Genomic DNA, 25,649 nt, shown 5'->3' with positions numbered 1-25,649 from the left:
GCCATAATACAGTATGCAGAAAAGAAATAAGGTACTAACCATAATACCAAGTCTTTATGGTGGTGGGGCAGAAAGATTTGTGGCGGACTTAACTTCAAGTTTGTGTAAGGAATATGACCATACCTTGGTTACCTATAACCGTAAGAGTGGGATGTATTCTTTTGAAGGGGAATTAATTGAACTTCCGGTGAGGGAATCCAATTCTCCAATTTCCCGTTTCATTAGGTTTCATAGGCTTAAAAGAAGATTGGGGAAGCTAAAGGGGGAAAAAGTTCCTTCGGTTAGTATTAGCCATATGTTGATTCCAAATTTATTGAACGTCCTAACGCGGAAGGAAGGGAAAGTGATTTGCGTTATTCATGGACAATGGAGTATTGGTCTGAATTCACTTCCTTTTTTGAATGTTCTTTTTAAAAAATTGTATGCAAGGGCCGATGTAATTGTTTCGGTTTCGCAGTTTATCCAAGAAAAATTTGTTGAGGCCTATCCCTTGGGTGTTTCCCATGAGATAATTCATGCTGGAGTAGATATTGATAGGGTTCTTATTCAATCGCAAGAAACCATTGAACAGCCTTTACCTGAAGAATATCTGGTGTATGTTGCAGGATTTAGGGAAGTAAAAAACCATATCAGTTTATTACATAACCTAAAGGACTTTTTGAAGAGCTCAAACTATTCATTAGTGTTGGTAGGCGAGGGGCCTAAACGAAAGGAAATTGAAGCGACCATTTCCAATTTGGGACTTTCAGATTCAGTAATCCTCTTGGGAGGGTTGTTAAACCCGTATCCAGTGGTTAAGGGAGCAAAATTATCATTGATGGTTTCGTCTTCCGAGTCGTTTAGTTTAGTCGTTGTTGAATCTATGTGCTTGGGTGTTCCTGTTATTGCTACCGATTGTGGCGGCCCGAGGGAAATTATTTATGGAGCTAGCACTTCTCAATTAGATTTTAGCCTTCCATGCAGAACCTCTCAAGGTATCTTAATTGAAAAACCAGATAAATGGAATAGTTGTACTTTAACAGATGAAATAAAAAGACTACTTAACAACCCTGAACTTTATCAAGCGATTTCAAAAGCTGGTAGGGAAAGAGCCAATACATTTAGTCTTGCTAATTCTGAACAACGCTATATAGAATTGATTAATCGTTTAACGCAGAAATCCTCACAGTGATATCAGTTGTAGTGCCACTATATAATAAGGAGACCTTCATTGGGGAAACCATAAGCTCTGTATTGGGGCAGAATATGGCAGACTTTGAGCTAATTATTGTAAATGATGGTAGCACAGACGATTCAATGAAAGTAGTCAATAGCTATACAGACAAGCGTTTAAAAGTGCTGAACATTGAAAGATCGGGAGTGTCTGTTGCGCGAAACTTGGGTATGAAAAATGCTCAGTTTGAATGGATCGCATTTTTGGATGCCGACGACTGGTGGGCCCCAGAATTTTTGGAAGAAATGGTTCAAGCGATTCATGCATATCCAACCCACGATTTATTCGCTAGTGGCCGTACCCGGGTATTTTGTAATAGGGAAGAGCGTTATGAAAACCCGTTATTACCCCAAGATGGTGAATGTAAACCATTGAATTTTTATAAGGTAATAAGTCAATATCTACCTCCCATTAATAGTTCGAATTCAATATTGAACAAAAAATGTATTGATAACGTAGCAGCATTTACCGAAGGTCAAAAAATGCACGAGGATCACGATTTATGGATGCGTCTTTGTGTGGACAAGGAGGTCGTTTTCCTAAATAAGAACCTATCATTTTATAGGAACACGGAAGAGGACTCTGCGTCTAAACAATATTATGAGCCACTCGATTTTTGTATATATCTCACCACCTTAGGTAAGGTAAAAAAGATAATTTCAAACAAGGAAATGAGTTATTTTAACCGATACTGCAATCGGTTCATACTAATCAATTACATAAAAAATTACTCACATTATAGCCGTGAAGAAGACGATTTGGTGTATGAAAAGGCTAGGGGATTGCTCCAGGGATTCCATGCGCTCACCATGTCGGTATTGAGAAAACTACCCTATAAAAATACATACCCTTTGTTCAAAATGTTGAAGATATAATGGACTATGGAGAATAGAAAGGCAAATCTTTTTATTGTAGGTGCTATGAAGGCCGGGACAACCAATCTATCCAGTTTGCTTTCACAGCATCCTGAGATATATTTTTCACCCATCAAGGAACCACATTATTTTGTTCGGAGTTTATCGACCCGTTTTTATGAACCCTCTCGATTTTTCAATTTAGAGACTTATTTGAACAAAAATTTGCCAGAGCCTTTACATATTGCCAAAGTGGAAACAGAAAAACAATACCACAAGCTTTTTTCACTATCGTTGCCTTCACACAAATATTTGGCAGAAGCAAGTACCTGTTATTTACATGATCCAGAATCTGCAAAACTGATTCATGAGTATAATGCGCAAGCAAAAATAATAATCATATTAAGAAACCCACTTGATCGAACGTTTTCTGACTACAGTATGAATTTGGGGCTTTCTAGGGAAAAGGACTCATTCAATTCGGTGATGGAGCGGGAATTGAACTTATATCAAGAAGGAAAACTGCCATGGCACAGTTATTTGGGGATGAGCTTTTATGAAGAGCCTGTGAGCCGATATAAAGAAATATTTTCGGATGTGCTAGTTCTGAATTTCGAGGAACTGATTGGGAATAAAGATGAAACCTTACATAAGGTAAACAAGTTTTTGGGAATAAGTGATTATAACGACTATGATATACAAGATTGGAATAGCACGAGAACCCTTAAGAATCAGAAACTCTTTTATTATTTAAAAAAAATAGGGCTAAAGGACTATTTTTCTCAACTGTTTGGTGCCAAATTTAAACGTACTTTGTTTAATCTTATCAGTCGAAAAGGTAAGGATCCTATGAAACTTTCAGAGGGTACACATAAAAGGATACTGCAATTGTTTAAAAAACATTCTCAGGATGCTATTGCTTGACATTTGTATATGCGCCATCATTTTTTTCCTTGGGATAAACTTAAGGAACCTCTATCGGGGCTTTACTGCTAAGGAGAAAAAGTGGTTGCTCCTTCTTTTCTTTTTCCATTTCGCTATTTCCATAGCATTCCATTTTTATGTTTCGAGCAGCGGAGGAGATGCAATTAAATTCTGGAACCTTCCCAAGAACGGTACATTTTCGGATGTGGTTTTCTTGGTGGTAAACCGCAGGGCCTCAAGTTTTATATATTTTTTCAACTATTTTCCTGCGAATGTATTACAGCTTTCCTTTTTCACGGGAAATATGTTGTATTCCTTTTTGGGCTATTTCGGTTTCATTTATTTACTGAAAATTTTTAAGGATGTTTTCGGGACTACCGAGGACCTTATGAAATTCAAATTCTTGGGAATACCGATGTTCCCATTCATTTTATTCCTTCCCAACTTGCATTTTTGGTCCTCAGGGATTGGTAAGGATGCCATCCTATTCTTTTGTGTGATTGCATTTGTGTATGCGTTATTGAATCTTAAAAAGCGAATTGTACTTTTTTCAATATGCTTACTATTAACCATTCTCATTCGTCCGCATATTACAATGTTTTTGATCGTTTCTACCGGTATTGCCTATTTGTTGGACGGAAATTTAAAAACATATCAGAAGATATTCGCTTTTGTGATACTAGCTGGAGTGTTTGGAAGTATGTTCAACTACGTTATTCAGTTTATCCAAATTGATAATCTTGAACTGTCGACCATTCAAGAATTTACCTCTAGCCGTGGTGCGGATTTGGCGTCAGATCGGACCGGGTCCAGCGTGGATATGTCGGGATACCCATTTCCATTAAAGGTATTTACTTTTTTATACAGACCCCTATTTATTGACGGTGGTGGGGTTTTGTCGCTCCTGTCTTCTGTGGAGAATCTTTTTCTTTTATTTTTAACATATAAAGTGCTGGTAAATAGACCTCTAAGATCATTTAGAAAAGGAAACTATGTAATTAAGACTATTGTCATTTTCTTTGTTATAGGCTCTATTTCATTCTCTCTTATTTTAGGGAACCTTGGAATTATGTTAAGGCAAAAAAACATGTTTTTCCCAATTCTATTTTTGTTTATTTTTTGGACACTTTATAATAACAACTACAATAAGCTTTATGCCAATGAAGGTATTGCAAGTAATTAATAGCTTGGCAGCCGGAGGAGCCGAAAAATTGATTTTGGATACCGTTCCAAAATTAAATGATGGTGAAATGACTTGCGATGTAGCCTTGTTGGACAATACAGCGTATTCCTTCAGGATTCAACTAGAGGAAACACAAAGTTGCCAAATACATACCTTGGCAAAAGGATCGGTTTATAGCCCTAAACACATCTTTGAACTAAAGAAGTTATTTAAAAAGTATGATGTAATTCATGTGCATCTGTTTCCGGGCTTATACTGGGCCGCTTTGGCTAAATGGTTGAGCCGCTCTAATATTAGGATGGTTTTTACAGAGCATAATACCTCTAATCGCCGCCGCGATACTTTGTTGAAATGGGTGGATAGATGGATGTATAAAAAGTATAACAAGATCGTAACAATTGCAGAAGAAGTAGAACAAAACTTGAAGGCACACCTGAAAGAATCGGCATCTAAATTTATAAGAATACCTAACGGAGTGGACCTTGAAAAGATGCTGAATACGATTCCAATGTCCAAATCCGAGATGAATATCCATGAAAGTCATAGGGTAATCATTCAAGTCTCCAGTTTTACGGAGCAAAAGGACCAGGCAACCTTAATTAAGGCATTGCCCAATATAAAAGAGCCCGTTATACTTTTATTAATTGGGGAAGGGCCGAAAATGGAAGAATGCAAATTATTGGCTACCCATTTACAATGCGATGACAAGGTTCATTTTTTAGGAGCTAGGTATGATGTACCTGCATTATTGAAAATGGCCGATGTAGTAGTGCTGTCTTCCCATTTCGAAGGGTTGTCTCTTTCCAGTATTGAAGGCATGGCTTCGGGGAAACCTTTTGTGGCGTCGGCTGTTCCCGGTTTGAAATCTGTAGTGGAAGGGGCCGGTTTGCTATTTCAGGAAGGCAACGAACAGGATCTCGCCCAGATCATAAATACTTTATTATCAGACTCGGAATATTCCCAAAAAGTGGCAGATTCCTGTCAGGCAAGGGCCGCCGAGTATGATATTGCATTAATGGTTCAAAAACTAAAGACCTTGTACCAAACTATATGGGAAAACCGAAACTGATTAGGATAACGACGATACCGCTGTCGTTGGAGAAGCTTTTAGAAGGTCAGTTAGACTATATGAAGCAATGGTACGATATTACTGCCATTTCGGCCGATGAACCTGCATTGAAGGATTATGGCAAAAGAGAGGGAATCTCGACGTTTTATATAGAACTTACCAGAAAAATAACACCATTTAAAGACCTGTTTGCTGTATACAAACTCTACCGATTCCTGAAAAGGGAACGTCCCGAAATAGTGCATACGCATACACCCAAAGCAGGAATTGTGGGAATGTTGGGTGCATATTTTGCGGGTGTGCCAAATAGATTGCACACAGTGGCCGGTTTACCGCTTATGGAAGCCACCGGAGCTAAGAGGACGTTGCTCAATTTTATAGAGAAACTTACCTATCGTTGTGCCACTAAGGTATATCCCAATTCTAAAGGGTTGTACGATTTTATCCTTCAAGAAGGATTCAGCAAGCCTAACAAGCTGAAGATTATTGGCAAGGGAAGTTCAAATGGCATTGATACGGCCTATTTTTCAAGAAGTCATTTTTCCGAAGAAGACATACAAGCCATCCGATCGAAATTCGAAATACCTCACGATAACTTTATCTATGTATTCGTAGGACGTATCGTAAAGGATAAGGGAATCAATGAATTGGTCTCGGCTTTTACAAAACTGTACGAAGAAAATAAGGGGATTACCTTACTATTGGTTGGGCCGTTTGAAGATGATTTAGATGCTGTTTCCGAATGGACTTCGAAAACCATTCAACAACACAATGCAATTATTACTACGGGATATCAAACTGATGTCCGTCCATTTTTTGCATTGAGTGATGCATTGGTCTTCCCAAGTTATAGGGAAGGGTTCCCAAATGTGGTATTGCAAGCCTGTGCCATGGGTCTCCCATGTATTGTAAGCGATATCAATGGCTGCAACGAAATAATCACCGAAAATGATAATGGTAAAATCGTACCAGCTAAAGATGAAGAGGCGCTATTTCATACGATGAAGGAGCTATTTTCTGACAAAGATTTATTTCAAGCCTTGGCAAAATCGAGCCGAAATAGTATCAAGGAACATTTTGAGAGGAGTTATATTTGGGAAGAACTTTCAACCGAGTACAAAGATTTATTGAATTCATAATTAGAAACGGGTGTACAAATCATTTATAAAACCACTATTCGATATTGTATTTGGCATAGTAGCCTTTGTGGTTTTATTTCCCATATTCCTAGTAATGACTTTATTGTTGGGACTACATCTAAAAGGAAATCCTTTCTTCCTACAGAAAAGACCCGGTAAGAAGGAACGAATTTTTAAGGTTGTGAAGTTTAAGACCATGACCGACGCCAAGGACGACAATGGGAATCTATTGCCCGATAAGGATAGACTTACTTCCTTAGGGAAATGGGTGAGGTCAACTTCCCTAGACGAAATCCCTCAGTTGCTTAACGTCATTAAAGGCGATATGAGTTTTGTAGGACCGCGACCATTGCTGCCACATTATCTATCTTTGTACAACGATTTTCAGAAACAACGGCACGATGTTGTTCCAGGAATTACGGGCTGGGCTCAGGTAAATGGAAGAAATGCGATATCGTGGGAGCAAAAATTTGAGTACGATGTGTACTATGCACAGCATATTGGTTTCGCATTGGATCTAAAAATACTAATTAAAACCGTTGCGAAAGTTTTTCTTCGCAAAGATATAAGTGGAGACAACACGGTAACAACAACACCTTTTAAAGGAACAGATCAAGAATGAACGACCTAATTTTATACGGAGCAGGAGGCCATAGTTTTGCTATGGTCGAACTTATTAGGAGCATAAATGGTCTCCAAGTTCAACATATTTACGACGACGCACCGAGGAATGATTTCATTCTTGGGGTTCCTGTATCCAAGTATAACGGTCAGGAATTAAATAAAGCCTCTGTATGCATTTCAGTAGGTAATAATGAGGTTAGAAAGAAGCTCTCCCAGAAGATTAATGCCGATTTTCCAATTTTAATGCATCCTAGTGCTGTCGTGTATCCTTCAGCTGAAATAGGATTGGGAACAACGATAATGGCTCAGGCAGTGATCGACGCCTCTGTTTCATTGGGTCGGTTTTGTATTGTGAACCACAATGCCACTGTTGCGCATAATGCCGTCGTGGGCGATTATTGTCATATTGCCATCAACGCTGCCATTGCCGGAGGAGTGACCATTGGAGAGGGTACGTTGGTTGGCGCAGGAAGTGTAGTTTTACCAGGTATTAAGGTTGGGGTAGGAGTTGTTATAGGGGCTGGTGCTGTGGTTACTAAGGATATTCCCAATGGGGCCACTGTATATGGTAACCCAGGAAAAATTATTAAATAACTATGAATGAGAGAATATATTTGTCTTCACCGCATATGGGAGGCACCGAAAAGAACTATGTAGATGAAGCCTTTGACACCAATTGGATTGCACCCTTGGGGCCCAATGTTACTGGATTTGAGAAAACGTTGGAAGCCTATTTTGGAGATGAATTTTATGTGGCGGCTCTTAGTTCGGGTACAGCGGCTATTCATTTAGCACTAATTCAATTGGGAATACGCAGTGGAGATGAGGTCATTTGCCAAAGCATGACTTTTAGTGCTTCTGCAAATCCTATTATCTATCAAGGAGCCATTCCAATTTTTGTAGATAGTGAAGCCGATACATGGAATATGTGCCCAGAACATCTAGAAAATGCTATAAAAGACCGCATCTCTAAGGGTAAAAAGCCCAAAGCCATTATAGCTGTTCACTTATACGGAATGCCATTTAAAGTAGATGAGATCGTTTCGGTTGCGCGGAAATATGAAATCGCACTGATAGAAGATAGCGCGGAAGCCTTAGGTAGCTACTACAAAGGGAATCCTTGTGGAAGTTTTGGGGAGTTGGCTATTCTTTCTTTTAATGGAAACAAGATCATCACAACTTCGGGCGGTGGCGCATTAGTGACCCGGGATCCAAAAGTAAAAGACAAAGTTGTTTTTTGGGCAACACAGGCTAGGGATGAAGCCCCTCATTACGAGCACACCGAAATAGGTTATAATTACAGATTAAGTAATATATGTGCAGGTATTGGTAGAGGGCAGATGGAAGTGCTCGATGAGCATGTAAAGTTAAGGCGTGAAAATCATAATTTTTATAAAAAGCTATTTCAAGAAAAACCCGGTGTGTCTGTTTTTATGGAACATTCCGAGGATTTCCTGTCCAATCATTGGCTAAGTTGTATAACTGTTACGGAAAATGCCCCATTTACCAATGATGAATTGCGTTTGGCGCTGGCATCGGATAATATAGAATCCAGACCTTTGTGGAAACCCATGCATTTACAACCTATCTTCCAAAAATATCCGTACTATGGATCGGATGTTGCAGAAAATTTATTCAAAAATGGGCTTTGTTTACCTTCTGGCTCAAATTTAACAACACACCAGAAACAAAGGATTAACACTGTTATTTCTCAATTAGTTTAGATAATAACTATATTTGTTTGCCTAATCTTATTGACGTGAAAAGAAGTGCTTCTTTAATTAGCCGGTTGTACGATGGAGATCAAAAACTGAAGCTACTGGATCAGCGATATTTACCGCGATGGACGGTATTTATCATAGATACAATTTTACTTTTTTTTTCATTATTACTGGTATACCTAGTTTTAAGCGAGACACCCATTCGTTTCCATAGGGTTATTTCAATTCCATTGCAGTTCGCTGCTATCATTGGGGTAAATCTTGTCTTTTTCTTTCTATTTCGCACCTATGCAGGGATTATAAGGCATTCTACATTTACGGATATAAAGAAGCTTGCTTTTTCTTGCATTTTTACAGCGGTAACGATATTTGCATTCAATCTCACATACGAGTTTGTTTCGGGTCAAAGGGTGTTTTTAACTACATTCCTGTTTACCTATATGCTGCTTTCATTTGCAAGTATGCTCCTTTTCCGTGTAGTGGTAAAAGAGAGCTATCAATTCTTAAAAAAGGCCGCTACGGGAAGTCATAAAAAGCGAGTGGTTATTATTGGCGTGGACGATCAGACCATTTCTTTAGGTAATGCAATAACCAATGAATCTAACTTGCCGTTCGAACTAGTTGGATTTGTAACCCGAAATTTTGATTCCAAGAAGTACAAAATTGCCGGTAAACCTGTAATACCTGTAAAGGGATCCTTAACAAGTGCACTTTTAAATTTGAATATCGAGGGAGTCCTCATTGTACACGAGTCGATTTCAGGGAAACTGAAAAATCAAATTGTAGAGGATTGTATTTCTGAAAACATTGAAGTGTTTAATGTACCATCCATGGAAACATGGAATACCAAGGCAGATATAAGGAATCAGATAAAGCCCATTCAGATAGAAGACCTCCTAGAGCGCGAACCCATTGTGATTGATGATCAGGTGATTAAAAAGGACATTTTGGGTAAAACAATACTCGTAACTGGAGGTGCTGGATCTATTGGAAGTGAGATCGTTCGGCAATTGGCAAGTTTCCACCCAGACCGGATCGTCATATTGGATCAGGCGGAATCCGCTTTGCATGAACTGGAGTTATTCTTAATTAGGAATCATCCTAAATTAAATTTCATTACCGAATTGGCAGACATAAGCAATATGTACCGAATGGAGCTTATGTTCAAAAAATATGATTTCGATATCATCTATCATGCTGCAGCCTATAAACATGTTCCGCTAATTGAACGCAATCCACATGAAGCCATATATGTAAATATTCTAGGGACGGTTAACATTTCCATTCTTGCCATTAAATTCGATATTGAAAAATTTGTAATGGTATCCACAGATAAGGCGGTGAACCCTACTAATGTCATGGGTGCTTCGAAAAGGGCAGCCGAAATGTATGTGCAATCCCTTCAGAAAGAGAAAGGGGTCTATACCCGATTTATAACGACCCGTTTTGGTAATGTGCTTGGGTCAAGTGGTTCAGTGATTCCACATTTTAGGAAACAAATCATGCAAGGGGGGCCGGTGACGGTAACCCATAAAGACATTATTCGATATTTCATGACCATTCCTGAAGCTTGCCAATTGGTATTACAGGCAGGAACAATGGGAAAGGGCGGGGAGATTTATGTGTTCGATATGGGGAAACCAGTGCGTATCCTGGATTTGGCGGAGCGAATGATCCGTCTGTCCGGCTTAGAGCCTTATGATGATATTGATATACAGATTATTGGTCTTCGTCCGGGTGAAAAACTATATGAAGAACTATTGAATGATTCTTCGACCACATTGCCGACCTATCATTCTAAAATTATGGTTTCCAAAGTACCAGCAGGGGATTTTAACACGATCAAGAAAAAAGTAAAGGAAATAATAAAAACAGCCACTAGGCACAAGGATAAAAAGGTGGTTAAATTGCTTAAAGAATTAGTGCCGGAGTTTAAAAGTGAGAATTCAGAATTTTCTGAATTGGATACAGAATCAAAGATTAATCCAGAAGTAACCACCTCCTAATCCCTTTCATTGCTCGAAAAGTTTATATTTGCATAATTATATGCCACTATGAAACAATTCCTACTTCTTGTAAGCACCTTGTTTTTACTTGTCTCCTGTGCTACCAAAAAGCAGATTATATATTTCCAAGATACCGAGGGCCTGTCAAATCAGGAAAACCCCCTCAAATTCGAACCAGTTATAGAAAATAATGACGTACTCCATATCTCTATTTCCTCAATGAGTAGGGAAGCAGTGGAGCCATTCCGTCGTAAAACAGGCCTCGAAGGCAATGTGGGAAATGCCAATCCTACCTTGCAAGGGTATTTGGTGAATTCTGAAGGCACCATCAATTATCCTGTTTTAGGAGCACTTAAAGCAAGTGGGAAAACTAGAACAGAACTACAAATGGAATTGAAAAGTAAACTTTCAGAATTTATTACGGATGTTGTGGTCGATGTGCGCATCATGAATTTCAAGGTCACCGTATTGGGAGGCGTAAATAACCCAGGGGTTTATAATATCTCAGATGAACAGGTTAGTTTGCCCCAGGCCCTTGGTTTGGCTGGGGATTTGTCCGAAGATGGCCGTAGGGACAATATTATGGTTATCCGGGAAGAGAATGGCAAGCAAGCGGTTACACGTGTTGATTTAACAAAAACAGACTTGTTTTCCAGCCCTTACTATTTCCTAAAACAGAATGACGTGGTGTATGTTGAGCCTTCCTTGAAAGGTGTTAAAAAATCTGGTTTTATACCCGATGTACCGGCATTGTTGTCTCTTTTTACCGTAGTCCTTACCAGTGTAATATTGATTACCCGATAATTCAAGAATATGAGCGATTTAACCTCTCACAACCCAAATGAACCTTCCTTAAGGGAAATAGTAGATAGGTACACGCGACATTGGTATTTGTTTGTTCTGGGCGTAATTCTGGCCGTAGTAGGAACCATCATTTACCTAAGGTATTCTACCACCTATTACATGAGTACCGGAACCATAATTATAAAAGATGATCGATCTGCGAGTAATTCGGGAGAACTAGCCGCTTTTTCGGAGCTTGGTAGTTTCTTGAACCGTTTTGGGGATAATAAGATTGAAAATGAATTGGCAGTTTTCCGTTCTAAAAGAATCATAAAAGAGGCCATCAAGACCTTAGATTTAAATGTAATTTACGAAAGTGTAGGAACTTTTAAGAATACCAATCTTTACGAGCACAAACCTTTCGAAGTTCGATATCTTACGTTCAATGACAGCGTAGTTACCACCCAAATCCCAAAACTGAATTTTAAAATCATCTCCGAAACGGCTTATGAAGTTTGGAGTGAAAATAAGTCTATTAATCAGGGAAATGATTTTGGGGAAAAAGTGGCGCTTCCTTTTGGCGACATAACGGTACTGCCCATTTTTGATAGTCCAGAAGTATTCAATCATTACATCGGCAAAACGATTTCCGTGACCTTCAATGACATAGATCGGGTAGCTTCTATATATCAAAAAAGGATTAAGGTAATCAATGAAATAAAGAATAGTAATGTTGTAGTCTTGAGCCTGCAATCCCCAGTGCCTGCCAGAGCTGAGGATTTTATAGATGAACTGGTATTTCAATACAATAGGGATGCGATCAATGATAGGGGACAGGTGGCTAAGAAGACATCAGACTTTATCGATTCACGACTTGAGATTATTACCCGCGAATTAGATTCTGTAGAAACGAATAAAGAACAGTTTAAAAGCGAGAGGCGTCTTACAGATATTGAAGCCGAAGCCCAGCTTATACTTCAAAGTGCGAGCGAATTTGAAAAACGGAGGTTCGATGTAAACACCCAATTGGAATTGGCCAATACCATGATCGATTATATGGAGAACTCGTCCAGCAATGATCTTCTTCCCGCAAATATCGGTTTAAGTGGTGAAGAGGTGTCCCGATCGGTTGATAATTATAACCAACTAATCCTGAGGCGCAATGAGTTATTGAAGACTTCCACATCTAAAAACCCAGTGGTGATTAATCTCAACAATCAGATTGGGGATATAAGGAATGGGATCTTAGGTAGTCTTAAGAATACCACCAACGCTTTGAAAATCTCCCTTAGGGATCTCAATTTTAAGGAGGCCTCGATAAATTCAAAATTATCTCAGGTTCCAACTGCAGAAAAAATTTATAGGGGTATCGAGCGTCAACAAACTATAAAGGAACAGCTGTATCTATTCTTGCTTCAACAGCGTGAAAAGGCGAATATTTCATTAGCCGTAACAGCACCAAAAGCCAAAGTAGTCGATAAGGCGTTTAGTAGTAATGTTCCCGTTTCGCCAAAAAAAGCCCTGATTTTCCTGGGCGCAGCTTTGGCAGGTCTTTTATTGCCTTTTTCAATAATTTACACAAGGTCTATCCTGAATAATAAGGTGGCGACTAGAAGGGATGTAGAAGCACTCATAAAGGATGTAAGTCTTATCGGAGAAATACCAAAATTGGGTAAAGGTGATGAACAATTAATCCAGATTAATGACAGAAGTATACTTGCGGAATCTTTTAGGATATTGCGGACCAATCTGCAATACCTGTTCATAAACAAACTGAATAAGGAGAAAAAGGCCAATACCGTGTTTGTTACATCTACGATAAAAGGTGAAGGAAAGACGTTTGTGGCTTTCAATTTGGCATTGACTTTAGCCCTTACTGGTAAAAAGGTAGCTTTGGTTGGAGCAGATATCCGTAATCCCCAATTGCAACGGTACCTTCCAAAAGAGTCCCAGTCCAGAAAAGGATTGACTGAGTATATTATCGACCCAAGTCTTCATGTAAGGGACTTGGCAGCTAAAAGTAGCTATAATGAAAACCTGAGTATCATACTCTCTGGGGTTATCCCACCCAACCCAGCTGAACTTTTAATGGAGTCCAGGACCGAAGAGTTTTTTGAAGAAACCCGGGATTTATTCGATTATGTAGTGGTAGATACTGCTCCTTCTATGCTTGTAACAGATACAATTCTTATCAATAAGTTGGCAGATGTTACATTGTATGTAGTGCGCGCAAATTATACGGAGCGTAAATTACTTGGCTTTGCCAAGGATGCCATAGAAGATAAGAGGCTAGTGAATGTGGCTACTGTTTTAAACAGTGTTTCCATGATAAACTTTGGATACGGTAATAAATATGGCTACGCCTATAGCGAAGAGAAGAGAAAGGGCCTATTAGGTCGTTTGTTCAAATAGTGATACATTTCTAATCCCCAATTCGAGTCCATCATGCGTTTCATTTTTTGTTTTCTGATTACGATTTCTGCTTTTTCACAATCCGTAAATTGGGAAGGCTCTGTCTCAGCTTCAGGTCTTTTCTCATCTGAAGATGCTACACCCTTTTGGATGTTCAGGAATACAAATAATCAATGGGGTGAGGAGACAACTTTTTCTGGTACAGGGGAAATTCTGGCAACCTACGATATAAATGAAACCTCGGAGTTGAAGGGAGGCGCAGCTTTTTTTTACAGAAATGAAGTACAGGATGAATTTCAGAGAAGGGATCTTTTTATACAGTTCACGAATGCGTGGCTAAATGCAACAGTTGGAGCACGAAGGGGAAAAACACGAAAAGGAGGTCTCTCTACAACCAATGCAAATTTTCTACTTTCTGAAAATGCAAGGCCATTACCAGGCGTGTTATTGGAAGCCTCGAATCCATTGAAGATTTCTGATAATTTAGCAATAGACTGGGGAATAGGCCACTATTGGCTGAACGGTGACCGCTATGTTGACGATGCATTAGTCCATTATAAGCGCTTGGGTTTACATGTTAAGTTGAATGAAAACCATACAATTAAAGGACAAATACAGCATTACGCACAATGGTCGGGTACCTCACCTGATTTTGGTGACTTGCCTAGTGGATTCGACACCTTTGTAGATGTTTTTATAGCCAAACAATCTGAAGAAATAGGTGAGGATGGAGAGATTACCAACGCAGTAGGAAATCATTTAGGGAGTTATTTGTTGGACTATTCCTTTAAAACAAACGTAGGGATATTTTCATTATATCACGAGCACCCTTTCGAGGATGGCTCTGGAACCGCTTTAAAAAATATACCAGATGGTGTTTGGGGTATTTACTTTGTACCCAGCAATCAAAAGTTGTTCAATGGAATTTTATATGAATATGTAGGCACCAACGATCAAGGGGTTGGTAATCAGTTGGCTGGTTCAGATAATTATTTTAGTAATAATGTGTATAGAAGCGGATGGACTTATGATGGGAATGTATTGGGAGTGCCATTTATTTTGATTGATCCCAATCGGGAAATAACCAGTGAAACATCCCCCATTATCAGTAATAGAACTAAGGTGCACCATTTTGGACTTAGTGGGACTTTCCGAAAAATATCTTGGATGTTTAAAACTTCTATTGCTAAACATTTGGGGACTTACAACAGTCCTTTTACTTCAGACATAGATCTGCTGCACAATTACCTCTCAGTGCGTTATAATACCCCTAATTATGGAAGTTTTAGGCTATTCACAGGGTTGGATAGCGGTGAAAGCATTGACACTTCTTTTGGAGCGGGATTGGAGTATTCGTATCAGTTTTAATAAAAAAAGCCCCCTTCCGGGGACTTTTATTACTAAGGAAAACTTCCTTATTCTCTAGCAATTTTTATCGTTTGACTGTTGTTGATAACAGCTATGTATATTCCTTGCGATAATTCCGCAAGTGATATGGTTTTGGATGTGACCGATGTGGCACTTTCTGAAAGTAATAATCTACCGTTTAGGTCATAAATCGCAATTTCGGTAATTGGATCACTTTGTGATCGTACGGTTAATATATCATTTACAGGATTGGGTGATACGGAAAAGGAAGACTCTGTATTCTCATTAACGCTTAATGAAGGATCCTTAACCAAGAAGAACCCACCAGCATCGGAATAATTGCTTATCACAATATTACCGCTTTCAAAAAATGGGTAAACACCCCATGCCCCTGGATCTCCTACACTAGCACTTGCGTTGTCATCTGCAGGCCATGTATCGAAGAAACCAATTTCTGTCATATTGTTATTGGCTAGATCGGAAACATCCATCACGCGCATTCCACCTCTATAAGCGGAGGCATATGCTTTATCCCCTTTAACAAACACATTGTGATCGGAAGCGGTCGTTGGGCCTAAATATTCCATATGTACACTTGGATTGTCCAAATCGTTTACATCCAAAATAATAAGGCGCAGGTTGAATCCAAAAAAGACTTCATCCAACTCATCTGTAGTAATAAAATATGCCTGGTCTTCGGTGAACCAACCTTCATGGGTATACCCAATGTTATTGTAACTTATAGAGGATATGTTTTGTGGATTCCCTTTATCGGTTACATCCACAAAGACGACTTCATTTTCGTTACTTCCCACAAATATCTCCCTTCCCGTATAATCGGAGTCAGGCCCTGAATAGGTCACTACCTGAGCATCGTGAGTGTATCCATCACCAGCCCATCCTCCAGCAGCTACTGGGTTTAAAGGGTCGGACATATCAACAAAGTGTGCACCTCCACTAAACGTGCTGGTACCAACACCATAGGCGTATCCAGAATCTTCATTTACCACAATGTTGTGCGAATTTCCAAATCCAGAATAATGCGCATCTTCGGTAAACGTAACTGGTGGACTGGCGACATTGCGCAATCTGGTAAGATCGAATATCTGCATTCCATGACCACTGGCTTCACTTCCTATAAGGGCATAATCACCAAGTGTTTTAATATCCCTCCATTCACTACTACTGGTATGTGTGTCTAGTTTTCCTAAATAAACAGGGTTAATCGGATCTGAAATATCAATGAATACGGTACCATTTTTAACTCCCATAATGGCATATTCCTTCCCATCTTGTGGGTCGGTCCATCCCCAAGCATCATTTCCCGAAGTTGCCCCAAAGAAGGCTACCGGGATATTGGACTGCAAATCATAACCATCACAAGGATAGACTCCAGCCATTCCACTTTCACAGGGTGTTTGCGCCATAAGGCAGAATGATACAGTAAAGAATAGACAGGTGAGTATTGCTTTTTTCATAGTTGCGTTTTTTTTGTTGAACAGACACAATTTACTTAAAAATGATGTTACGAATGTTAATTCCGATAACTATTTCCCTCTTAAAACTTAATTCTCCTAGTAGAATTGGATATTCTTCGAATTTCGGATGTAGTCGACTTTTAAAGAAAACGGATAAATTAGCCTCTCTTGATTTATAAATTTGGAGAGAATTTTTTATCAATTTGAATTTTTTTATGAAGAAAATGCCCGCGCACCTAGTATTTTTATGAATCCAAAGAACAGACCCATCATGAAGCATAAAGTGAAGTTTTCCAGCAGTGCCATCTCGATGATCCTCCTTGTTTTTTTTCTTATGATCTGTGGCTGGACCACGGCACAGGATAAAAGCACTTTTAATGGGATCGATATGGAAAAAATTGTGGAGCTACGAAATTATTATCGTTGGACTGCCAATTATGCCTCACAAAAGAAGTTCGATAGCGCAAATCGCTACTCAAATAGAGCTATGGAATTGGCTTTAAGCCTTAATAATGATGAGATGGTTGGATATGCAAAGGTTTGCAACGCCCGCGCACTATATTGGCAGCGGGACGTTGAAAAAGCCAAAGGCCTACTTCATGAGAATTTAGCTAACGATCAACTTCATGATACCATAAAGATAAGATCGTATTTCTTGATAAGTGATATCTATAATTATGAAAAAGACTTCTTAAGTGGTGTGGAAGCCAACATCAATGCCGAAAAAACCATAAGAAAAGCGAAGACCTTGACCCAAAAGGATAGTATGAATTTATCCCTTGTTTACAGCAACCTTGGGAATCTTCATAGGGAAATTAAGGAATTCGATCAGGCACACAGCTATTTTAGGAATGCTTTAGCATATAATGTTGATAAAGGCATGGATAGTTACCTGCTGTACTATAGATCCGAGCTTTATGATGACGAAGACAAGATCAATAAAGCTATCGACATGACACGGGAGGCAATTAAAATTGTGACCCATGACCGTAAGGATCTTTTTCTACCCACATATTATTTGGCATTAAGCAACTACTATCACAAGTTAAATAAGGCAGATAGTGCTGTTTATTTTGGAAAGAAGGGGTTAGTAGATAATACGTATTGCCAGCTAGACCTGTTACATAATGCCGTTGCTAATGGATACTTTATGCTGAAAGATTATCCGGTAGCATTGCAGTATTACAAAAACGCACTAGAGGAGTCTACAGCACCGTCCTTTGATACTACTGTACACAGAAATCTAAGCAAAACCTATACACGATTAAAGAATTATGAGAAGGCTTTAACTCACAATGCGCACTACGTAAAGCTTAAGGATTCGCTGGATGAATTGAAGGTAAAACAGGAAATCGTTGCGATTACCCAAAAATATGAGGCAAGTAAGAAGCAAGTTGAAATTGAGAAACTTAATTATGAAAACGCACAAAGTGAATTGGTTATTAAGGAGCAAAAGGCAAAATTGACCTTGATTACCATTGTGCTTTTCTTCCTGTTTCTGTTGGTTTTTGTTGTGTATTACTTTTTTATTAATCAGAAAAAGCAAAAGCACCTATTATTTATAAAGAACTCCGAACTTGCTAAAGAGCTCAAACAAAAGCAGGCTATTTTGGTAAAGCCCAAGTCTAAGGAGGATCCATCAAAGATACATGATGAGCAAAGGGAAAAGATTCATTCAGCAATTGAAAAATTGATGGAAGGAGATTTTTATCTCGATGCAGATATGACACTGGCTAAGCTGGCCCGCCTAATAGATACCAATACAACTTATTTGTCTAAGGTAATTAATGAGGATTACGAAAAGAGCTTTGCTACTTTTTTAAATGAACTTCGCCTATCCTATACACTGGAAAGTTTGGAATCGGAGCCCACGTTTAGGAGGTTAACCATAGACCATATTGCCGAAAAATCGGGTTTTGCATCGAGCTCTACCTTTTACAATGCTTTCAAAAAGTTTACAGGACTTACTCCATCCTATTACATTAAAAAACGATTGGTACAACCAGAATGACGGGCCGATTGTTCTTTACTTCCTATTTCATTTTGATTTATAAATCTGAATAAACTTCATTTTTCAACACCCATATTCATAGATAACTTTGAAGGTAAATTGTTATGAACTCCATGGTGCACTTCATATATGTGGAGAATCATAATAACAATTCTAACCCTCTAAAAATGTATACTATGATAAAATGTATTTTCTTTTTACTAATTGGAAACATTGCTATTGCGCAAACGGTTTCCACTTTCATGGCAGATCCCAGCATAGATGTAGACGATGCCCTGGTATTTGACAGCGATGGAAATTTATACGGCTCCAATTTTTCAGGGGATACCGTATACCAAATCGGAACGGATGGTGTGGCGACACCCTTTGTTAGCGGTTTTACAAACCCGAATGGCTTGGCCTTCGACACGAGCGGCAATCTATTCGTGATAGACTGGGGTGCCGGTGAAATCGTTAAATTCGATGCTACAGGGACCTTATTGGAAACCTACGTCGTGGGGCCCACTCCTTCCGGTCTAATAGCCTCACCTTCAGGAACCATGCTGTATACGGACACCGGAGACAATAGCATAAAGGAGCTGGCTACAGATGGCAGTATTACAACTTTAGTCACGGGAGCTCCCCTAAACGCCCCAGTTGGCTTGGCATATGACGAAACCAATACATTATATGTGGGCAATTTTGTAGGAAGGGAGATTTACCGTGTTGTTGGAAGTTCTTTAGAATACGTAGCAACAGTACCTGATGGGGGCGCAGCGGACAATCCGTTTTTGGGATTTATTGCATATGCCGATGGTAACTTATATGGGACCACTTTTGGCGGCCATAAAATTTACAAGATAAACCCTCTTTTGGTTGATGATGTAATCTTGTTTACCGGTGGTGAAGAAGGTAGTATGGACGGGGATATATCGGAGGCGAGCTTCAGTTATCCCAACGGAATCGTATATAACCCATCACAACAAGCCCTTTACATTTCAGAATTTAGCGGGGTCGGTAATATTCGTCGCATTGACGATTTCGTGTTGGGTATCGAAGATATTGGGAATGATTTGGAGTTGTCTATAGCCCCAAACCCTGTGAATCATTTGTTGAATGTTGATGTCCCGGATAGCGTTTTGCTGTATCAGGGTACCATTTCTATTTATTCGTTATCTGGGACACTTTTATCCAAGGTTCAGCTAGGTGATACGAACTCAAATGCGTTAGATGTTTCTTGGTTAAGTTCAGGAATGTATTTCGTGGAAGTCAATTCGCCCAATAATGGAAAGGCAGTGACTTCTTTTATTAAAAATTAAGTTTGTTCTTCCCTATGAAAAGCCCCCTAGCCAAAATGCAGGGGGCTTTTCTCTTAGTACCACTTTCAATCATCAAAAAAAATAGTAGGGGACACTCAATCGAATATAAATTTGAACCCTCCAGAAATAATACTGGCACTAAGACCATTGCTGCGCTCATATTGCGCAAACCTTAGATCGATGCTTTTTAAACCGAATTTGAAGAGTCGGAACTTCGTAAAGATATCTGTATACCGTATTCCAAAACCATACTGGCTAGCGTTAAAGGCAGATAGATCATAATCCGATGTGTAATATTGTTGGGTAGATAGATTTTGCTCGAAAGGGGCAAAGTGATCGATTGCAGTTTGGGTGTAGTACCTGTAATTTGGGTACAAAGTGAATTTATCCCCAAGCTTTATGGGCAATTCTATACTAGCCGTATGAGAACTCATTCCCCAATTATCGAAATAGTACCTATAGTAAGTACGCACACTTATGTTCTCATTAAGAAAGTAGTTAAGACGGGCCCCAATGGGTGTCTTTAATCGTGTGTCTGGTAATCTTTCAATATCATCGGCTAGTTGAAATACATCCGTATTCGTGGTCGATGTATAATTTGGGATACTCGCGGCATTTCCTATGTAGTAATTGGATCGATCCCCAAAATAGACACGCTGCATGGGGTTTGCTAACCAACCTTCTTGGTGTATTAAGTCTACAAACAGGGACAGCTGGGCATTTCTGCTCAAAATTTGGGAGAAACTCAATGAAAGGGTGTAACTATTCCTGTTTTTGTTTTCAATAAGGCCAAAGCCATCTACCGGACTCCAAACATTCGAGCCATTCTTATCAATAATTTCCCCTTGCTCATTCAGTATATCAATCCCTTCAAAGAAACCATTGTTCAAGTCCTGACCCGCATCTACATAAGAATCCAATTCGGTAGGGTAGCGAGGGCTCCATTTGTCAAGAAAGATAGAGGCTTTAAAACCAATTTCAGTATTTTTCTGATTGAATAACCATGTATACCCTCCACCAAAACCAGCAGAGAAGTAGTCATACTCTGAAGAGATACCACCGTTCACATTCCAAATACGATTTCTATCATCACTGTATTTTGTGTAACTAAGCGTGGCATTTCCCCAAATATCCATATAAGATTCTCCAGATGAGGCCACCCATGGACTGCCTGTAACCGTATTTGCATTATTTCTATTAGTATCCCCTCCTTTGGCATCATCACCTTCGAATTCCCCTCCAGAAGCCCCACTAGAATCGAATGGATCCAGGTTACTGGAAGAGGCAGAAGTATAGGCCGAAATACCCGCATCTACCGTTAATAATTCATCGGCACTCAATGGCATGGTAACAGTAATTGTGGGGGTAACGTCCGTTAGTTTTTCGGTACCTATTCCGCCCGTAACGGATGCATTGTTCCCATCCTGTTCGTAATAGCTCGAAATAAAGTCGACTTCAGCACTTTCCAGCACCCTTTTTTTATACGTAGAAGGAGTGTTGGTTTCTTGTGCATAGGCACATACACTAAATAGAGATAGTATGGTGAGGTGTATATTCTTCATTAATTGTGTTTAGTTGCAGCCACATCCACCTCCGGTTTTACCACCATTGGCACCAGAAGATCCTTCCCTGTATACTTGAAAATTTGTTTCGAACCGTTCGCATTTGTGTGCTGCCAGGTTCATATCGGGATCGTTAATGTTTACTTTTTCATATTCCTTCACCACAAGGCAGGATTGCAGGGAAGTGAGTAGGATAATTCCTAAGGCAATTCTTATCATAATTTACTGGTATCTAATTCGATGTTATTTGAAGTATGAACTTTATGCGAATCATCGACAATAATGCATTCCACGCCGTTCAACTGATTTATCATATGAAGCCCTGTGTCCAATCCCATTACAAAGACGGAAGTGGACAGGGCATCGGCTAATTCAGCATTTTTGGTAAATATGCTCACACTGCGTACCCCACTAGAAGGATACCCAGTTTTAGGATTTATAATGTGCGAATACCGTACCCCATCAAACTCTACATATTTTATGTAGTTGCCTGAAGTGACGACCGCACTGTTCTTTATGGGCATCCATGAAAAAACTTTTTCGTTGTTCAAGGGGTTTTTTATGGCGACTAGCCAGTCACTGCCATCGAATTGGGTGCCCCAGGTATTTAGGTCGCCAGAGGCATTGATGATCCCGCCGGAAACACCATGATCCCTTAACAAAGACTTTGCTTTATCTGCGGCATATCCCTTACCAATTGCTCCAAACCCAATTTTCATTCCTTCATCCTTTAACATGACAGTCGACTTTTCCTTATCCAGAAGAATCTTCTCATGGCCCACTCGAGCTACCGAATTGGTTATTTCGGTTTCTGAAGGCATGGAGGTCATACTGCCGTCGAATTTCCATATACGATCCATAGACGCATAACTAATATCGAATGCCCCTTCGGTCAATTCGGAAATCTTTTTAGAACGCTCTATGAGTTCAATAAGCTCCAGATCCACTTTAACCGGCTCCTTGCCTGCATTTTTGTTTATGGCTGTGGTCTGCGAATTCGGATCCCATGAAGAAATCATATGCTCAATACGTTGTATTTCTGAAACAGCGATATCGATATATTTATCCGCTTCTTCTTGATTTGAGGCCACAACCGTGATCTCAAATCCGCATCCCATTAATTTAAGGGAGCGTTTAAAATTCTGTTGGGCTAAAAGGCTAGGTGCCAAAAACAAGGCTAAAAGGAGGTGAATAGTTTTCAAAATCTATTGAATGAATGAGTTAATATGTGAAATATAGGCTTCAGGAGCCATTTTTTTATATCCCGTTTCACCCAATGTTTTTCCGTTTCCATCGAGAATAACTACAAATGGGAAGATTCCATTGGGATTGTATGTTTCGGCTAAGGAATTGTTGTGCTGCTGAAGAGAAGCGGGAAGTGCATTTTTCTTTCTTCTTGGGAAATCTGCTTGTAACATCACAAAGTGATCTTCAGCATATGATCTGAAAGTATCCGAACTCCAAATTTCTTTATCCAGTTTTATACAGGGAGCGCACCAATCGCTTCCTTGAAATACCAAAAGGATCAATTTATTTTCCGAAATCGCTTCATTTTTGGCTTCATCTATGTCGTTGAGCCACTCTTGGCCTAAGGCTGTGATGTTGCAAAGAAAAAATAATGAGAGTAGGAGGGTGTATCTGAACATATACTTACTAGCTGTTTAATCTAAAACAACTAAGGGATTCAATCTCCTGAAATAAAAATGTTTTTCTACTAAAAGAATCTGCATTAAACTGTGAATCAGTAACATTACGTAAAAACACGTATTGCCGTATGCACAAGTGGCACCTTACCTTTATGAAGTGGCTAGCTATAGGCTGTTCACATTCCCCATTCAGTTTAGTCTAACTTTAATCATGAAATTATGGAATTGCGAATTAGCCCATCTATTGGGATAGCACGATTAGGTAGTAGCAAAGGTCAGTTTTATCTGGCACCGGAAACCATTGGCGGATTACCGTTCGAAGCAGATGAGTATGGTAATAAAAAGGGGCCTGTAATCAATTTTAAGGACAAACATGGTCAGGTGCGAAGACAGGGACAACCATTTAAAATTTTTACTTCCGACGATAAGGAGTTAACCTTGGATTCTCCAAATGTCGAATCAATCGTGTGGAATGTTCATCTCGCAAATAAAAAAGCAGCTTGGTACAATTACAGCGAGCTCGAAGGTAACCTGCTTTATGGGGTACAAAATAGTTATGCCAATAGAAATGTTCCGTTTCGAAATCCAGATGCGGAGGATCGTCAGAAACTTATCGTCGACCCAGGACCGAGAACCATTTCTGGCCCAAAACAAAAAATTGGGTTCGATAAGGCCAGTGTTCCATCAAGTTATAAGGATCATGCATCGTATCCACCTGTCAAGGTTTCATCCGGAACACCTGTACTAACCTTAGGGGATCTGGTTACTGATTCGGATGGCAGGCTCATCGTTTTAGGAGGATTTGGAAATGCGGGAGGCAATGAACCCTTAACAAGTTATGGAGGCTCCAGTACTTGGCATGACGATATATCCGATGGTCCCGTTTACTGTACGGTTACTTTTAACGACGGAACCCCAGCTGTACAACTCCAGGCTTGGGTAATTGTTGGATCGCCAGATTTTGCTCCCGAAATTGTGAACATATCAACTCTTAGCGATACGATGTTGGATGTTGCGGTACGAACCATGAATATCGACCCTGGACTATGCAAGGGCGGTAATTATAATGAAGACTACATAGCGAATTATCAAAGGGATATACTTCCCATCATTACGAGGTTGGGTAGGTATCAATGGGTCGCCAATGTGCAACCCATGATGGCCTTCACATCCAATATTTTTGATTTCTCAGACCCTAGCGAATCCAACAGGGCAAATAGGGAGAACTACTTTGCTTATTTCCGCCAGCCCGATGACAAATCGAACCCATCACCAGATCAGCCGCAGCAGCAGCTGTTTAGGGAAAACGGGTCGGATATTTTTCCAATGATGCCTCTCAACTCTGGCAGTAATTCTGTGAGTAATGAAACTGTGGTAAAATTTTTAGCACTTAATGAAACACAATACTTCCTATTCTCTCAGTGGGCCAAAGGAAAATTTGAAAGCAACCCAGAATATAAGCCTTACCCAGTACATGAAAACGATCAGGCTAGTGTCGGGAATTGTGTTGGGCTGCCGATGTGTCCAGGAATAGAAGTAACCTGGAGCGTTCAAAATCCAGCCATCTACTCCGATCCTTATATTATTTCTGACCAGAAAGGCATGGGAGGTTATGATGCAACAGGCCTTTCCCCATCAAGGGACGAGTGTGAAGGTGGAGGCTGTGAACCAGGCGATTTAACCAAAAGAATGGCATGTCCATGGCAAGCCGATTTTTTCCAGTGTACCATTCAGCTGATCAATTTTTCGGTTCCTGCCATTAATAAAGATCTAAAGAAGTCTGTGGTAACTACCACTTACGAAACCCATGAAAAATGGGAGGCTTCAGGAAAATCATATGATAATACCCTTACTAGGGAAACAACTACAGAATCTAATGAACCTTTGCCACCCAACTATTATAGTTATTGGTGGCCTCCACAAAGCCCATGGGATGTTATTGCCGGTGAACCAACGTTAGACGGGGAGCAAAAATCCCACCTTCCTTTTGGTCAGCAAATGAATTACGCGCGGGGAATAAACAGTTTTGTTCAAATGGTAGAGCATTGGTCTGCCTTGGCATTTATTCGCGATCGTAATTCTGGGGATAAGGGATATCCTTTCTTTACGGAAACGGAAAGAAACCACGACCTATTTACGTTCGAGGCTTATGAAGTAGGACAGGTAAGTGGAAATGAGGCGGACAATGAAACTACTATTCCGGTATTTTTTATTGAAGCAGACACAAAAGTCATTGCTCAAAAAGGTAAAAGGGCCCAGCTATTGGTATCCTTTCTAGAAGAGCGATCCTTTAAGCCTATAAGTATTGCTAAGGAAGGACTCGGATCCCCACGTTCTGGAACGCGAAACCGTAGATAG

Annotated in this window: 21 protein-coding genes; 16 read left to right on the top strand and 5 right to left on the bottom strand. The window is 39.7% G+C overall.

The genetic code is table 11. The annotated features are described in order from the left end of the window. Positions 1-13: 13 nt before the first annotated feature. The 13 genes from AC6JAD_RS15915 to AC6JAD_RS15855 are packed head-to-tail and all read left to right on the top strand — an operon-like array spanning position 14 to position 15,296. A complete protein-coding gene (locus AC6JAD_RS15915) occupies positions 14-1,171 on the top strand; it encodes a glycosyltransferase (RefSeq protein ID WP_497865724.1) in 1,158 nt (385 codons plus the stop codon). Further along, a complete protein-coding gene (locus AC6JAD_RS15910) occupies positions 1,168-2,088 on the top strand; it encodes a glycosyltransferase family 2 protein (RefSeq protein ID WP_461303967.1) in 921 nt (306 codons plus the stop codon). Before AC6JAD_RS15915 ends, AC6JAD_RS15910 begins: the two co-directional genes overlap by 4 nt. A gap of 6 nt (positions 2,089-2,094) precedes the next feature. Beyond that, complete coding sequence (locus tag AC6JAD_RS15905; RefSeq protein WP_461303968.1) at positions 2,095-2,991, top strand: sulfotransferase family protein; 897 nt, start codon at positions 2,095-2,097, stop codon at positions 2,989-2,991. Beyond that, a complete protein-coding gene (locus tag AC6JAD_RS15900) occupies positions 2,978-4,174 on the top strand; it encodes a hypothetical protein (protein ID WP_461303969.1) in 1,197 nt (398 codons plus the stop codon). Before AC6JAD_RS15905 ends, AC6JAD_RS15900 begins: the two co-directional genes overlap by 14 nt. Beyond that, on the top strand, positions 4,152-5,243 hold the full coding sequence (locus AC6JAD_RS15895) for a glycosyltransferase (protein WP_461303970.1): 1,092 nt from the start codon (positions 4,152-4,154) through the stop codon (positions 5,241-5,243). Before AC6JAD_RS15900 ends, AC6JAD_RS15895 begins: the two co-directional genes overlap by 23 nt. 26 nt (positions 5,244-5,269) lie before the next feature. Beyond that, on the top strand, positions 5,270-6,382 hold the full coding sequence (locus tag AC6JAD_RS15890; protein ID WP_497865722.1) for a glycosyltransferase family 4 protein: 1,113 nt from the start codon (positions 5,270-5,272) through the stop codon (positions 6,380-6,382). Positions 6,383-6,392: 10 nt separating this feature from the next. After that, positions 6,393-7,004 (top strand): sugar transferase, encoded by a 612-nt coding sequence (locus tag AC6JAD_RS15885; RefSeq protein ID WP_461303972.1) that lies wholly within the window; start codon positions 6,393-6,395, stop codon positions 7,002-7,004. Beyond that, positions 7,001-7,600: a NeuD/PglB/VioB family sugar acetyltransferase gene (locus tag AC6JAD_RS15880; protein WP_461303973.1), complete on the top strand. Its 600-nt coding sequence runs from the start codon at positions 7,001-7,003 to the stop codon at positions 7,598-7,600. Before AC6JAD_RS15885 ends, AC6JAD_RS15880 begins: the two co-directional genes overlap by 4 nt. A 2-nt stretch (positions 7,601-7,602) precedes the next feature. After that, complete coding sequence (locus tag AC6JAD_RS15875) at positions 7,603-8,730, top strand: DegT/DnrJ/EryC1/StrS family aminotransferase (RefSeq protein WP_461303974.1); 1,128 nt, start codon at positions 7,603-7,605, stop codon at positions 8,728-8,730. A gap of 17 nt (positions 8,731-8,747) precedes the next feature. Then, positions 8,748-10,733 carry a polysaccharide biosynthesis protein gene (locus AC6JAD_RS15870; protein ID WP_461303975.1) on the top strand — a complete coding sequence of 662 codons (1,986 nt, stop codon included), beginning with the start codon at positions 8,748-8,750 and terminating at the stop codon, positions 10,731-10,733. Positions 10,734-10,781: 48 nt separating this feature from the next. Then, the gene (locus tag AC6JAD_RS15865) at positions 10,782-11,537 is read left to right on the top strand and encodes a polysaccharide biosynthesis/export family protein (RefSeq protein WP_461303976.1); all 756 of its coding nucleotides are present in this window, start codon (positions 10,782-10,784) and stop codon (positions 11,535-11,537) included. A gap of 9 nt (positions 11,538-11,546) precedes the next feature. Continuing rightward, complete coding sequence (locus tag AC6JAD_RS15860; RefSeq protein ID WP_461303977.1) at positions 11,547-13,928, top strand: GumC family protein; 2,382 nt, start codon at positions 11,547-11,549, stop codon at positions 13,926-13,928. A gap of 33 nt (positions 13,929-13,961) precedes the next feature. After that, positions 13,962-15,296, top strand: a complete 1,335-nt coding sequence (locus AC6JAD_RS15855; RefSeq protein ID WP_461303978.1) for a capsule assembly Wzi family protein — start codon at positions 13,962-13,964, stop codon at positions 15,294-15,296. Positions 15,297-15,343: 47 nt separating this feature from the next. Here AC6JAD_RS15855 and AC6JAD_RS15850 read toward each other — a convergent pair whose 3' ends face one another. Further along, positions 15,344-16,774, bottom strand: coding sequence for a choice-of-anchor B family protein (locus AC6JAD_RS15850; RefSeq protein ID WP_461303979.1), 1,431 nt, complete (start codon positions 16,772-16,774; stop codon positions 15,344-15,346). A gap of 271 nt (positions 16,775-17,045) precedes the next feature. Between AC6JAD_RS15850 and AC6JAD_RS15845 the strand changes: the two genes are divergently transcribed. Further along, a complete protein-coding gene (locus AC6JAD_RS15845) occupies positions 17,046-18,785 on the top strand; it encodes a helix-turn-helix domain-containing protein (RefSeq protein ID WP_461303980.1) in 1,740 nt (579 codons plus the stop codon). A 176-nt stretch (positions 18,786-18,961) separates the two neighbouring features. Beyond that, positions 18,962-20,083: a T9SS type A sorting domain-containing protein gene (locus tag AC6JAD_RS15840; protein WP_461303981.1), complete on the top strand. Its 1,122-nt coding sequence runs from the start codon at positions 18,962-18,964 to the stop codon at positions 20,081-20,083. Between the two features lie 95 nt (positions 20,084-20,178). Here the strand turns inward: AC6JAD_RS15840 and AC6JAD_RS15835 are convergent, their stop codons facing one another. The 4 genes from AC6JAD_RS15835 to AC6JAD_RS15820 are packed head-to-tail and all read right to left on the bottom strand — an operon-like array spanning position 20,179 to position 23,291. Next, positions 20,179-21,645, bottom strand: coding sequence for a DUF3570 domain-containing protein (locus tag AC6JAD_RS15835; RefSeq protein ID WP_497865718.1), 1,467 nt, complete (start codon positions 21,643-21,645; stop codon positions 20,179-20,181). A gap of 9 nt (positions 21,646-21,654) precedes the next feature. Then, positions 21,655-21,864, bottom strand: a complete 210-nt coding sequence (locus tag AC6JAD_RS15830; RefSeq protein ID WP_461303983.1) for a DUF4266 domain-containing protein — start codon at positions 21,862-21,864, stop codon at positions 21,655-21,657. Beyond that, a complete protein-coding gene (locus AC6JAD_RS15825; protein ID WP_461304013.1) occupies positions 21,861-22,850 on the bottom strand; it encodes an FAD:protein FMN transferase in 990 nt (329 codons plus the stop codon). The genes AC6JAD_RS15830 and AC6JAD_RS15825 overlap by 4 nt, the downstream gene beginning before the upstream one ends. Further along, positions 22,851-23,291, bottom strand: a complete 441-nt coding sequence (locus AC6JAD_RS15820) for a thioredoxin family protein (protein ID WP_461303984.1) — start codon at positions 23,289-23,291, stop codon at positions 22,851-22,853. It lies immediately after the preceding gene. A gap of 219 nt (positions 23,292-23,510) precedes the next feature. On the opposite strand from AC6JAD_RS15820, the gene lodA reads away from it, so the two are divergent. Continuing rightward, positions 23,511-25,649, top strand: a complete 2,139-nt coding sequence (gene lodA, locus AC6JAD_RS15815; RefSeq protein WP_461303985.1) for a CTQ-dependent lysine 6-oxidase LodA — start codon at positions 23,511-23,513, stop codon at positions 25,647-25,649.

Source organism: Aureisphaera sp. (assembly GCF_059726885.1).
This window is presented reverse-complemented; position numbering and strand designations above follow the sequence as displayed.